General features: G+C 74.8%; 2 protein-coding genes. Both read right to left on the bottom strand.

Annotated features, from left to right (window positions below):
• Positions 1-2: 2 nt before the first annotated feature.
• Positions 3-12095 carry a type I polyketide synthase gene (locus ABZX85_RS48715; protein ID WP_355884848.1) on the bottom strand — a complete coding sequence of 4031 codons (12093 nt, stop codon included), beginning with the start codon at positions 12093-12095 and terminating at the stop codon, positions 3-5.
• 53 nt (positions 12096-12148) lie between these two features.
• A partial coding sequence (locus tag ABZX85_RS48710) for an SDR family NAD(P)-dependent oxidoreductase (protein WP_355884847.1) occupies positions 12149-13751 on the bottom strand: 1603 nt, incomplete at its 5' end.

The following is a 13751-nucleotide window of genomic DNA, read 5'->3' as shown; positions in this document are numbered from 1 at the left end:
GTTCACTCCTTGCCGAGTTCCGTGCGGATGAAATCGAGCAGCTCGTCGTCCGACGCGTCCGCGAGCCGGGTGTCGACGTCGCCGCCGTCCGGGGCGGACGGCCCCGACTCGGCCAGCGCGCGCAGCCGGGCCGCGTACCGGGGCCGTTCGGGGTCGGCCACCGCCAGCTCGGCGAACGCCGCCTCCAACTGGCCGATCAGGACGGACAGTTCGGGGCGGGCCTGCTCGGCTCCGGCACCGAGGCGCCGGTCGAGTTCCGCCGCGAGCGCGGCGGGGGTCGGATGGTCGAAGACCAGTGCGGCGGGCAGGGCCAGCCCGGTCGCGGCGGCGAGGCTGCCCCGCAGCTCCACCGCCGTCAGCGAGTCGAAGCCGGCCTCGCGGAAGGCGCGTTCCGGGTCGACGCCGTCGGCCGACGCGTGGTCGAGGACGGCGGCGGCGCGCGAGCGCACCAGGTCCAGCAGGGCGCGGGAGCGCTCGGCCGGGGGCAGCGCGCGGAGCCCGGTCTCGGGGGCGGCCTCGACGGCCGTGCGCGCCTTGCCGGTGCCGGCCGGGACGAGGTCGCGCAGGACGGCCGGGAGGGTGCCGGCCTCGGCGCGGGCCCGCAGCGCGGTCCGGTCGGTGCGCATCGGCAGCAGGACGGCGTCGTCCGCCTCCCACGCCCGGTCGAAGAGGCCGAGGCCCTGTGCGGCGTCCAGCGCCAGGACACCGGCCTTGTTCATGCGCCGGCGGTCGAGTTCCCCGATCCGCGCCCCCATGCCGCCGCCGGTCCCCCACAGCCCCCACGCCAGCGATGTCGCCGGGAGGCCGGCGGCGCGGCGGGTGCGGGCGAGGGCGTCGAGCGCCGCGTTGGCCGCCGCGTAGTTGGCCTGTCCGGCGCCGCCGAGCGTGCCGACGGCGGAGGAGAACAGCACGAACCGGTCCAGCCCCAAGTCCCGTGTGAGTTCGTGGAGATGGTGCGCCGCGTCCGCCTTGGCCCGCAGCACGGTGTCGATCCGTTCGGGGGTGAGCGAGGTGAGAACTCCGTCGTCGGTGACCCCGGCCGTGTGGACGACCCCGGTGAGCGGCCGGTCGTCCGGTATCCCGGCGATCAGCGCGGCGAGCGCGTCCCGGTCACCGGCGTCGCAGGACGCGAACACCGGCCGCGCGCCCGCCTGTTCGAGGTCGGCGGCCAGCGCGGCGGCCCCCGGCGCGTCGGCTCCGCTGCGGCTGACGAGGAGGAGGTCCCGTACCCCGTGGGCCGTCGCGAGATGCCGGGCGACGAGCGACCCCAGCTCCCCGGTGGCCCCGGTGATCAGCACGGTCCCGTCGGTGCGGGCCTCGGACACGGGGCCCGGGTCGGCCACGGCGAGCCGCAGCACGTGCAACCGGCCGTCCCGCACAGCGAGTTGGGACTCGCCCTCGGCGTGCGCGGTGGCGATGGCGTCCGCCAGCCGGGGAGCGTCGACGGCGTCGTCGGCCAGGTCGATCAGCAGCAGCCGGTCGGCGTGCTCGGCCTGCGCCGACAGCGCGAGCCCCCAGGCGGCGGCGTGCGCGGGCCCACCCGTGGTGGAGCCCTCCGTCACGGCGATCACCGGCAGCGCCGACAGCCGCTCGTCGGTCAGGACGTCCCGCAGCGACACCAGCGCGGCGTGCGCGGAGTTCCGTACGTTCTCGGGTTCGTCCGTGTCGCGTGCCGTCTCCAGGGCGATGACGACGAACTCGGCGTCGTCCGGCACCTGTCCGGGGCCGGCGTGTGCCTCGGTGTCGAGGGCGGCGGCGAGGACTCCGGCGTGTCCGTCGGCGTATCCGACGACCGCCGGGCGGGCGAGGGACGCGGTGCGCGCCGCGATCGGCCGCCACTCGGGGACGTACAGCTCGGCCGTGTCGGGGGCTTCGGCGTGCCGGGTGGTCTCCAGCCAGTAGGAGGCGTGCTGGAAGGCGTACGTCGGCAGTTCGGCGCGGCGTGCGCCGGGGAGCAGGGCCGGCCAGTCGACGGCCACCCCCCGCACGTGCAGCCGCCCGACCGCGACCGCCAGACTCCGCGTCTCCTCCCGCCCCGTCCGCAGCGCACCGAGCGCGAGCAGGCCGGGCGCGGTGTCCTCCACGAGGGAGACCAGGGAGCCGTCGGGGCCGACTTCGAGGACGGTGGTGACGTCCTGGGCCTGCACGGTCCGCACTCCGTCGGCGAAGCGGACGGCCGCGCGGACGTGCCGGAGCCAGTAGTCGGGGGTGGTGAGTTCGGGGCCCGCTATCTCACCGGTGACGTTGGAGACAACCGGGACGACCGGCTCTTCGTAGGAGACGGAGGCGAGCACCTGGGCGAACTCGTCCAGCATCGGGTCCATCAGGCCGGAGTGGAACGCGTGACTGACCTTCAGCTGCTTGACCCGGCGGCCCTGAGCCGCGAAGCCGTCGGCGACCTCCTTGACAGCGGTCTCCTCACCGGAAAGCACCACCGCCCGGGGCCCGTTGACAGCAGCCAGCCAGACTCCGGGGACGTCGATGAGTTCCGACTCCTCCGCCTCCACAGCCCACATCACCCCACCGGACGGCAACTCCTGCATCAGCCGACCCCGAGCCGCAACCACCCGGCAGGCGTCCTCCAACGACCACACCCCGGCGACATACGCGGCCACCAACTCGCCCAGGGAATGCCCGAACACGACGTCCGGACGTATCCCCCACGACTCCAGCAGCCGATACAGAGCAACCTCCGTCGCGAACAACGCCGGCTGAGCGAGACCCGTCTCCGCCAACTCCTCAGCCGTACCCCCGAACACCGCCTCCTTCAGCAACAGTTCACCGAACCCCGCACACACCTCGTCGAAGGCGGCGGCGAACACCGGGTACTTTTCGTACAACTCCCGGCCCATGCCGACCCGTTGCGACCCCTGCCCCGAGAACACCACCGCGAGCCCCCCGTCCGCCGGGGCGTCGGTGACGGTCGGGCCGTCGGTGGCGAGAGCCGCGAGCGCAGCCTGGAGGTCGTCGCGGCCGGTGGCGGTCAGGACCGTGGCGGTCGGGTGGACCGTGCGGGTCAACGCGAGTGAGAGGGCGAGGTCCGCCGGGGTCAACCCGATGTGCCGGGCGAGGTGTTCGGCGTAGCGGGCGGCCTGGGCGCGCAGGGCGGTGTCGTCGCGGCCGGACAGGACGATCGGGACGGTCGTCGCGTGCGGTGTCTCTTCGGCCGGGGGTTCGGTGTCGTCCTCGGCCTGTTCGAGGATCACGTGCGCGTTCGTCCCGCTGATCCCGAAGGACGAGACGCCCGCGCGGCGGGGCCGGTCCGTCTTGGGCCAGGGCCGGTTCTCGGTGAGGAGTTCCACGGCGCCGGTGGTCCAGTCGACCTCGGGGGTGGGCTCGTCGATGTGCAGGGTCTGCGGCAACAGCCCTTCCCGCAGGGCGAGGACGGTCTTGATGACGCCGCCGACCCCGGCCGCCGCCTGGGTGTGGCCGACGTTGGACTTCAACGAGCCGAGCAGCAGGGGCCGTTCACGGTTCTGTCCGTAGGTCTCCAGGAGGGCCTGGGCCTCGATGGGGTCGCCGAGCCTCGTGCCGGTGCCGTGGGCCTCGACGGCGTCGACCTCGGCCGGTGTGAGACCGGCGCCGGCCAACGCGTCCCGGATCACCCGCTGCTGCGAGGGGCCGTTGGGCGCGGTGAGGCCGTTGGAGGCGCCGTCCTGGTTGACGGCCGAACCTCGGACGATCGCCAGGACCGGGTGGCCGTTGCGGCGGGCGTCCGAGAGCCGTTCGACGACGAGCATGCCCGCGCCCTCCGCGAGGGCGAAGCCGTCGGCCGCCGCCGCGAACGCCTTGCTGCGGCCGTCGCGGGCGAGTGCCTGCTGACGGCTGAACCCGACGAAGGAGGCCGGTTCCGACATGACGGCCGCTCCGCCCGCGAGCGCGAGGTCGCACTCCCCCGCGCGCAGGGCCTGCGCGGCGAGGTGCAGGGCGACCAGCGACGAGGAGCAGGCGGTGTCGACGGTGACCGCCGGGCCTTCGAGGCCGAGGGTGTAGGAGATCCGGCCGGAGGCGACGCTCGCGGCGGCGCCGGTCGCGAAGTACCCCTCGACGTCACCGACGGCGTCCAACAGCCGTGCGGTGTGGCCCTGTTCGCTGATGCCGACGTAGACGCCGGTGCGGGAGCCGCGCAGGGTCGCGGGGGCGATCCCGGCGCGTTCCAGCGCCTCCCAGGACGTCTCCAGGAGCAGCCGTTGCTGGGGGTCCATGGAGAGGGCCTCGCGCGGGGAGATCCCGAAGAACCCGGCGTCGAAGAGGGCGGCGTCGTACAGGAAGCCGCCCTGGTCGACGTAGCTGGAGTCGGTGGTGGTCTCCTCGGGGTCGTGGAGCCGGTGCAGCGGCCAGCCCCGGTCGGCGGGGAAGCCGCCGACGAGGTCGGCGCCCTCGGTGACCGCGTGCCACAGGTCCTCGGGGGAGCCGATGCCGCCGGGGAAGCGGCATCCCATGGCGACGACGGCGACGGGTTCGTCCCGGTCGGCCGCGCGGACCACGACGGGTGCCGTGCGGTCCTGCGCGCCGAAGAGTTTCTCGCCGAGGTGGGTGGCGAGCGCGGTCGCGGTGGGCTGGTCGAAGACGAGCGTGGAGGGCAGCCGGATGCCGGTCGCGGCGGCGAGCCGGTTGCGCAGGTCGATGGCGGTCAGGGAGTCGAAGCCGAGGTCGCGGAAGGCGCGTTTGGGGTCGACGGCGTCGGCGCCGGTGTGGCCGAGGACGCCGGCCGCGTGTTCGCGGACCAGGTCGCGCAGGGCGCGGGTGCGGGCGCCCTGGTCGAGTCCGGCGAGGGTGCGGGCCAGTTCGGAGGCGGGCGCGGCGGCTCCGGCCGGCTGTTCGTCGTCGGTCTGCGGGCGGGTCTCGGGGAGTTCGTCGAGGAGGCGGCTGGGCCGGCCGGTCGTGAAGACCTCGGCGAAGCGCGGCCAGTCGACGTCCGCGAGGAGGACGGAGACGTCGCCGTCGGCGAGGACCGTCCGCAGTCCGGCTACGGCCGTGTCGGGTTCGATGACGGGCAGGCCGGTCAGCCTCAGGTGGTCGTAGATGGTCTCGGAGACCATGCCGCCGCCGGCCCAGGGGCCCCACGCGACGGAGAGGGTGGGGACGCCGTCGGCGCTGCGGCGTTCGGCTCGGGCGTCCAGGACGGCGTTGCCGGCGGCGTAGACGCCGTGGTCGGCGGCTCCCCACACGGCGGTGACGGAGGAGAAGTAGACGACGGCGTCCAGTTGCGCCGGGTCGAGGGCGGCTTCGATGTTGTCGATGCCGGTGACTTTGGCCGACAGGACGGCCGTGAGGTCCTCGAACGGCGCGGTCGCGACGGGTCCGCCGGCGCCGACCCCGGCCGCGTGGACGACGGCGCGGATCAGGTCGCCGTCGCTCTGGAGGGCTGCGAGGGTCTCGGCGACGGCGGTCCGGTCGGCGGTGTCGCAGGCGACGAGGGTGACCTTCGTGCCCGACGCCTCGATCTCGGCGGCGAGTTCACCGGCTCCGGGGGCCTGCGGTCCCCGGCGGCTGAGGAGGATCAGGTGGGCGGCGCCGTCTCCGGCGAGCCAGCGCGCGATGTGTGTGCCGAGCGCGCCGGTGCCGCCGGTGACCAGGACGGTGCCGTTCGCGCGCCAGCCGGGGTTGCCGTGCGCGGGGGGTCCGGTGCGGACCAGGCGGCGGCCGAGGACGCCGGTGGGGCGCAGGGCGAGCTGGTCCTCGGCGGCGAGGGCTGCGGGTCGGGCGAGGACGGTGACGAGCTGGTCCGTGGTCGCCGGGTCCGGTGCGGCCGGCAGGTCGATCAACCCGCCCCACAGGTGCGGGAGTTCGACGGCGGCGCAGCGGCCCAGCGCCCACACGGCGGCTTGCGCGGGGTCGGCGGGTCCGGCGTCGTCGGCGGTGCCCTGGGCGCCCTGGGTGACGCACCACAGGGGTGCGGTGAGTTCGGATCGTACGAGGGCCTGGAAGAGGGTCAGGGTCGTCGCGAGTCCGGTGGGGACGTCGGGGCTCGCCGGGTGCGGGGCCGTGTCGGCGCCGGTCAGCGCGAGGACGGCGGTGGGCGCGGCCTCGCGGATCGCGTGGGCGAGGGTGTCGGGGGTGTCGTGCGGGGAGACGGTCAGGACGACGGCGTGCTCGGCACGCAGGCGGACGGCCTCGGCGACCTCGGTGAGAGCGGTCGTCTCCGGTACGGCGATGAGCCAGGTTCCGGGGAGGGCGGCGGGGGCGGCGGGGGCGGTGAGGGGGCGCCAGTCGACGGCGTACCGCCAGCCGTCGATGGTGTCCCGTTCGCGCCGGGTGCGCCGCCAGGTGGAGAGCGCGGGGAGTACGGCCGTCAGCGCGTCGCCGTCCGGCAGGTCGAGGACGCCGGCCAGCGTACCGGCGTCCCCGGTCTCGACCGCCCGCCAGAAGTCGTCGTGCGCCGGGTCGGAGCCCGCCGGGTTCGGCAGGGCCGTCGGCCAGATCCGCGTGTGCTGGAAGGCGTACGTCGGCAGCGCGACCGGGGTGGCCGGGCCCTGCGGGTAGGCGGCCGTCCAGTCGACGGGGACGCCTCCGACGTGGAGTTCGGCGAGTGAGGCCAGCATGCGCGCGGGGCCGCCCTCGTCGCGCCGGAGGGTGCCGACGACCAGGGGTTCGGCCCCGGCGGACTCGGCGGTCTCGGTGAGCGGGGAGGTCAGGACGGGGTGCGGGCTGATCTCGACGAAGACGTGGTGCCCGGCGGCGAGGAGTCCGGCGACGGTGGGTTCGAGGCGGACCGTCGAGCGCAGGTTCCGGTACCAGTACTCGGCGTCGAGGCCGGCCGTGTCGAACACCCCGGCCTCGACGGTCGAGTGGAACGGCACGGCCGACGCCGTGGGCGCGATGCCGTCCAGCGCGGACACGACCGCGTCCCGGATCTCCTCGACGTGCGCGGAGTGCGACGCGTAGTCGACGTCGACCCGTCGCGCACGGCCGCCGTTCGCGGCGACCTCCGCGAGGACCTCCTCGGCGTCGGCGGGAGCCCCGGCGACGACGACCGAGGAGGGCCCGTTGACGGCGGCCACGTCAACCCGGCCGTCGGCGACGGCCTTGAGGGACCTCACCTCGTCGGCGGACATCTGGACGGAGACCATCGCGCCGCGACCCGACAGCGCGAGGATCGCCCGGGACCGCAGCGCGACGACGCGCGCGCCGTCCTCCAGCGAGAGCGCGCCCGCGACGACGGCCGCCGCGATCTCGCCCTGCGAGTGGCCCACCACGGCGGCGGGCTCGACGCCGTAGGACCGCCAGACTTCGGCGAGCGACACCATCACGGCCCACAACACCGGCTGGACGACGTCCACCCGCTCCAACTCGCCGTTCTCACGGAGGACTTCGGTCAGCGACCAGTCCACGAACTCCGAGAGTGCCGTCTCGCACTCGGCCATCCGGGCCGCGAACACCGGGGAGGAGTCGAGGAGTTCGACGGCCATGCCCGTCCACTGCGAGCCCTGGCCCGGGAACACGAACACCGGTCCGCGTCCGAGGGGCTGGGAGGAGCCGGTGGTGACGGCGGGAGCGGTGGCCGTGCCCTGCGCCAACTCCCTTACCGAATCGATGAGTTCGTCCCAGTCCCGGCCGATCGCCACAGCTCGGTGCTCGAAGAGCGTCCGGCTGGACAGGAGCGTGCGACCGACGGCGGTGACGGAGTGCGTGGCGCCTTCAGGCGTGGCGCCTTCGAGCGCGGCGTGTCCCAGGGCGGCGGCGAGGCGTGCGGCCTGTGCGCGCAGGGCGTCCGGGGTCCGGGCCGACAACACCCAGGGACGCGGCGCCGGTTCCTCCCCGGCGACCTCCGGCACGGCCATCGAAGGCGCCTGTTCCAGGACGACGTGCGCGTTGGTCCCGCTCATCCCGAACGACGACACCCCCGCACGCCGGGGCCGTCCGGTCTGCGGCCATTCCCGCTGCTCCGTGAGGAGTTCGACCGCGCCCGAGGTCCAGTCGACCTGCCGGGTGGGCTGTTCGGCGTGCAGGGTGCGCGGCAGGACGCCGGCGCGCAGGGCGAGGATGGTCTTGATGACCCCGCCGACCCCGGCCGCCGCCATGCTGTGTCCGATGTTGGACTTCAACGAGCCGAGGTACAGCGGGTGTTCGCGGTCCTGGCCGTAGGTGGCGAGGACGGCCTGGGCTTCGATGGGGTCGCCGAGCCGGGTGCCGGTGCCGTGCGCCTCGACGGCGTCGACCTCGTCGTGGCGGAGTCCGGCGTTGGCGAGCGCCTGGACGATGACGCGCTGCTGGGCCGGACCGCTCGGTGCGGTGAGGCCGTTGGAGGCGCCGTCCTGGTTGATGGCCGAGCCCCGGACGACGGCCAGGATCTCGTGTCCGGCCCGGCGCGCGTCGGAGAGCCGTTCCAGGACGAGCACCCCGACGCCTTCCGACCAGCCGGTGCCGTCGGCGCTGTCGGAGAACGCCTTGCAGCGGCCGTCGGCGGCCAGGCCGCCCTGGCGGGTGAACTCCAGGAATCCGCCCATGGTGTTCATGACGGTGACGCCGCCCGCGAGCGCGAGGTCGCACTCCCCCGCGCGCAGCGCCTGCCCGGCGAGGTGCAGGGCGACGAGCGACGACGAGCAGGCGGTGTCGACGGAGACGGCCGGCCCCTCCAGGCCGAGGAGGTAGGAGACGCGGCCGGACAGGACGCTGCCGGCGGTGCCGGTCATGACGTGTCCCTCGGTCTCCGGTGACGCGGCCAGCACGCCCGCGTAGTCGGAGCCCGCGTTCCCTGCGAAGACGCCGGTGCGGGAGCCGCGCAGCGCGGACGGGTCGAGTCCCGCGCTCTCCAGCGCCTCCCAGGACGTCTCCAGGAGCTGGCGCTGCTGGGGGTCCATGGCGAGCGCCTCACGCGGGGAGATCCCGAAGAACCCGGCGTCGAAGTCGGCGGCGTCGTGCAGGAATCCGCCCGCCGTGGGCGCGTTCGCGTCGATGCGGCGCAGTGCGGCGAGGTCCCAGCCCCGGTCGCGCGGGAAGGGGGTGATGCCGTCGCCGCCCTCGGTGAGGAGCTTCCACAGTGACGCGGGGTCGGTCACCCCGCCGGGGTAGCGGCAGGCCATGCCGACGACCGCGAGGGGTTCGTCGAGGAGCGTCGCGCGGTGTACGGCGGCCGGGCCGTCCGTGTCGCCGTTGAGGAAGGCGACGACGGCCTGCGGCGTCGGGTGGTCGAAGACCAGCGTCGCGGGCAGCGTCCGGCCGGTCTCCTCGGCGAGGAGGTCGCGGAAGCGGACGGCGGACAGCGAGTCGAAGCCCAGCTCGTCGAAGGAGCGGTCGGCGGGTACGGCGTCGGCGCTCGCGTGTCCGAGGACGGCCGCCGCCGCGCCGCGCACCAGGTCCAGGTCCGCTCCCCCGGTCCGTGCGGCGGCCGGCCGGGGTGCGGTGAGCTGCGGCGCGGGCGGCAGCAGGTTCGCGGAGCCCGGTGTCGCGGGGAGCCAGTAGCGCTCGCGCTGGAAGGGGTACGTCGGCAGCGCGGCCGTCTCGTACGGGTCGGCGGGGCCGCCCAGGACGGTGCTCCAGTCGACGGGGACGCCTTGGACGTGCAGGGTCGCGAGGGCCGTGAGCAGCGCGGCCGGTTCGGGGCGGTCGCGGGGCAGCGCGGGGACGCACACCGGTCCGCCCTCCGGCACGCAGTCCCGGGCCAGCACGCTGAGCGCGCCGCCGGGCCCGACCTCCAGGCAGGCGGTGACGCCTTCGGCGGCCAGCGTGCGGACCCCGTCGTGGAAGCGGACGGCCTCGCGGACGTGCCGCACCCAGTAGTCCGGGGTGCCCAGTTCGGCGCCGGCGATCTCGCCGGTGAGGTTGGAGACGACGGGGATCGCCGGGGCGTGGTAGGTGACGCGGGCGGCGACCTCGGCGAAGCCGGCGAGCATCGGCTCGGTCAGGGGTGAGTGGAAGGCGTGGCTGACCTTGAGGCGGCGTACGCGCAGGCCCCGTTCCGCGCACAGGGCGGCGGTCTGGTCGACGGCTTCGGCGAGGCCGGAGAGCACGGTCGCGCGCGGCCCGTTGACGGCGGCCACGGCGAGCTTCCCGCCGGTGCCGGCCGCCGTCAGGAGTTCCTCGGCGTCCGCTTCGGGGATCTCGACGGCGAGCATCGCGCCGCCCTCGGGGAGCGCCTGCATCAGGGTCGCGCGGGCGGCTACCAGCGTGCAGGCGTCGTCGAGGGAGAACACCCCGGCGACGTGCGCGGCGGCCAGCTCCCCCACGGAGTGGCCGAGCATGAGGTCGGGGGTGATGCCCCAGTGTCCGAGCAGCCGAAACAGGGCGACTTCCACGGCGAACAGCGCGGTCTGCGTGTAGGCGGTGCGTCCGAGCAGTTCGTCGGAGTCGAGGACCTCCTCCAGGGGCCGTTCCAGGAGCGGGTCCAGCCGGGTGCGGACGGCGTCGAAGGCGTCGGCGAACACCGGATGCGCGGCATACAGTTCGCGTCCCATGCGGGCACGCTGAGCTCCTTGTCCGGTGAACAGGAAGGCGAGTCTCCCGGCCGGTGCGGCGCTGCCGCGTACGGCGTGGGCGTGCGGGCGGCCCTGCGCGAGCGCGTCGAGCCCCGCGCGGATCTCGTCGGCGCCGGTGCCGGTGACGGCGGCGCGGTGCGCGAAGTGCGCGGCGGCCGGGGCGAGCGCGCGGGCCAGCACGGGGACGGGGGCGGCGTCGGGTCGCGCGGCGTGCTCGCGCAGCCGGGCGGCGCTGGCACGCAGGGCCTCGGGGGTGCGCGCGGAGAGGAGGACGGTGGTGGGGCGGTCGGCGTCGTCCGGGGCGGGGGCCGTCTCCGGGTCGGGTGCCTGTTCCAGGATGACGTGCGCGTTGGTCCCGCTGATCCCGAACGAGGAGACACCGGCGCGGCGGGGTCGTCCGGTCTGCGGCCACTCCCGTTCCTCGGTGAGGAGTTCGACGGCTCCGGAGGTCCAGTCCACCTCCCGGGTCGGCGTGTCCAGGTGGAGGGTCCTCGGCAGGATCGCGGCGCGCAGCGCCTGCACGGTCTTGATGACGCCGCCGAGTCCCGACACGGCCTGCGTGTGTCCGATGTTGGACTTCAACGAGCCGAGATACAGGGGGTGTTCGCGGTCCTGCCCGTACGTCGCGAGCAGTGCCTGCGCCTCGACGGGGTCGCCCAGCCGGGTCCCGGTGCCGTGGGCCTCGACGGCGTCGATCTGTCCGGGACTGAGCTGGGCGTCGGTGAGCGCGGACTTGATGACGCGTTCCTGGGAGGGGCCGTTGGGTGCGGTGAGGCCGTTGGAGGCGCCGTCCTGGTTGACGGCCGAGCCGCGGATCACGGCGAGCACGGGATAGCCCTCGCGGACGGCGTCGGAGAGCCGGCACAGGACGAGCACGCCCGCGCCCTCTCCCCAGCCGGTGCCGTCGGCGGTGTCGGCGAACGACTTGCAGCGGCCGTCGCCCGCGAGACCCCCTTGCAGGAGGAACTCCTCGTACAGGGAGGGCGCGGCCATCACGGTGGCGCCGCCGACCAGCGCGAGGGAGCATTCGCGGGCGCGCAGGGAGCGGGTCGCGAGGTGGAGGGCGACGAGGGAGGACGAGCAGGCGGTGTCGACGGTGAGCGCGGGCCCTTCGAGGCCGTAGTGGTAGGAGAGGCGGCCGGAGGCGACGCTGCTGGTGGTGCCGGTGAGGACATGGCCGCGGACCTCGCCGAGCGCGGTCTCGCCGTGCGGGCCGTACTTCTGGTCGGTCATGCCGACGAACACGCCCGCGTCGCTGCCCTTGAGCGCGGCGGGGTCGAGGCCGGCGCGCCGGACGGCCTCCCAGGAGGTCTCCAGGAGGAGCCGCTGCTGGGGGTCCATGGCGAGCGCCTCGCGCGGGGAGATCCCGAAGAAGGCGGCGTCGAACTCCCCGGCGCCGTACAGGAATCCGCCTTCGAGGCGGACGCCGGCGTCGGCGAGGGCTTGGGTCTGCCAGCCGCGGTCCTCGGGGAAGGGTCCGATGGCGTCGCGGCCCTCCCGTACGAGGTCCCACAGGGCCTCGGGGGTGTCGGCCTGTCCGGGGAAGCGGCAGGCCATCGCGACGATGGCCACCGGTTCCCGGCGGTCGTTCTCCAGCTCGCCGAGCCGGCTGCGGGTGCGCTGGAGGTCGGCGGTCACCCGCTTGAGGTAGTCAACAACCTTGTCGTCGTTCGCCACGGGTTCTCCGATGGGCCGCTTCGGTGGAGGGGGGAGGGTCGGCTGTTCGCCGGTCAGGTCAGGTCGCCGAACTCGCTGTCGATAAAGGCCAGTAGTTCGTCGGCGCTGGCGCCGCCGAGTCCGGTGTGCGGTGTGTCCTCGGCCGGCGCGGTGGTGGTGAGCCGGCCGAGGATGCGGCGCAGGCGTTCGGCGGTCTCGGTGTGCGCCGGGTCGCCGGGGTCGAGCGCCTCGGCGGCCGTCTCCAGCCGGTCGAGGTCGCGCCGCAGCCGCTCGGCGGGGTCCGTCTCGGCCGGCAGCAGCAGCTTCAGCAGGTGTTCGGCGAGCGCGGCCGGTGAGGGATGGTCGAAGACGAGGGTCGCGGGGACGGTGAGGCCGGTGGCCGCGGTGAGCCGGTTGCGCAGTTCGACGGCGGTCAGGGAGTCGAAGCCCTGGTCCTTGAACGCCTGTTCCGGGTCGATGTCCCCGGCGTGCGCGTGCCCGAGGACCTGTGCGGTGCGTTCGACGACGAGCGCCAGTATCCGTCCCGGCCGGTCCTCCTCCGCCAGCGTGGCCAGGGCCGCCCTGAAGTCCCCGGTGCCGGCGGACTCGTGGCGGGTGGTGGCCCTGCGCTGCGGCCGGGGTGTCCCGAGGACCCCGGCGAGCAGTGCGGGGGCCGGTTCCTCGCGGTAGCGGGCACGCAGCGCCGACAGGTCGAACGGCGCCGCGGTGACCGCCGGTTGGGTTCCGGCGAGCGCGGCGTCGAACAGGGCCAGCCCCTCGGCGGTGGCCAGCGGCCGGGTGCCGGTACGGCGCAACCGCTCCAGGTCCCGGGCGCCGAGCGCCGCCGTCATCCCGCTGGCCTCCTCCCACAGCCCCCACGCGATCGCCGTACCGGGCCTGCCCTGCCGGACGCGTTCGACGGCGAGCGCGTCCAGCGCGGCGTTGGCGGCGCAGTAGTTGCCCTGTCCGGCGGCGCCGAAGGTCGCGGACGCGGAGGAGAACAGGACGAAGAAGTCCAGGTCAAGATTGGCGGTGAGGTCGTGCAGGTGGAGGGCGCCGTACGCCTTCGGGTGGAGGACGGCGGTGGTGCGTTCGGGGGTGAGGGCGGTGAGGACGCCGTCGTCGGTGACGCCCGCGCAGTGCACGACGCCGGTCAGTCCGTCGATGCCGTCGAGGAACCGGGCCACGGCCTCCCGGTCGCCCATGTCGCAGGCCGCGACCCGGACTTCGGCGCCCAGCTTCGTCAACTCGGCCACCAGGTCCGCTCCCCCGCCGGACCGGGAGGTCAGCACCAGGCGCCGTACGCCGTGCGCCCGGACCAGGTGGCGGGCGACGTGCGCGCCGAGGGTGCCGGTGCCGCCGGTGACCAGGACCGTGTCCGTGTCTGTGAGGGCGGGGAGGGTCAGTACCGCCTTGCCGACGAGGCGTGCCTGCGCGACCGCGCGGAACGCGTCCGGGGCCCGCCGCACGTCCCAGGCGGTGACCGGCGGCGGGGTGAGCGTGCCGGCCCTGAAGAGGGGCTGGAGTTCGTCGAGGATCTCGCGTATCCGGTCGGGCCCGGCGTCCCCGAGGTCGAAGGGCAGATACGCGACACCCGGGTGTTCCGAGGCGACTTGGGCGCTGTCGCGCAGGTCCGTCTTCCCGATCTCCACGAAGTGCCCGCCGCGCGGGAGGAGC

Origin of the sequence: Streptomyces sp. NPDC004539 (assembly GCF_040610055.1) — a bacterium.
Lineage (GTDB): Bacteria > Actinomycetota > Actinomycetes > Streptomycetales > Streptomycetaceae > Streptomyces.
This window is presented reverse-complemented; position numbering and strand designations above follow the sequence as displayed.